General features: G+C 72.2%; 1 protein-coding gene. It reads left to right on the top strand.

Annotated features, from left to right (window positions below):
- A partial coding sequence (locus OEB96_RS46835) for a hypothetical protein (RefSeq protein WP_323137302.1) occupies positions 1-493 on the top strand: 493 nt, incomplete at both ends.

Raw genomic sequence — 493 nt, 5'->3', positions numbered from 1 at the left:
GACGTGGGCTCGTCCGGCGCTGGCCTATCACATTCCGTCGGAGGTCTCGACGCAGGCTCCCGATGCGTTCTTCGTGATGGGCACGGGCTACCCGACCTCGGGGGGAAGCTCGGAGCAAGGGCGCACGCTGCTGCGGGTGGATGCGCTCAGCGGGCAGATCCTCGAGCACGCCGAGCTGCCCGCGGTCGACCCCGACGACGTCTACGAGCCGGCGTATGGCACCGTGGTCGACACCGCGGTGGCCACCCACTGCCTGTCGCGGCTGTGGGCCGAGGCGCAGGAGGTCTACGTGGCCGACCCCGCCGGTCGTCTGTTCCGCTGGGACCTCGGCCGCGAGACGGCACACGAGGCCGACAGCGGCGGGCCGTGGGGCACTGCGGCCACGATGGCCCTCTCGGCGCCGATCCCTGCGTGCGAGGGTGCGGGCGACACGTGCACGGTCGGCGCGAGCAATCGAGCGGAGACGTTCACCTTTGCGCCCGCGGTGTCGTCC

Source organism: Paraliomyxa miuraensis (assembly GCF_026337845.1).
Classification (GTDB): Bacteria; Myxococcota_A; Polyangia; order Nannocystales; family Nannocystaceae; genus Paraliomyxa; species Paraliomyxa miuraensis.
Note: the sequence above shows the minus strand (reverse complement) of the source record. Positions and strands in the feature narration are given on the sequence as shown.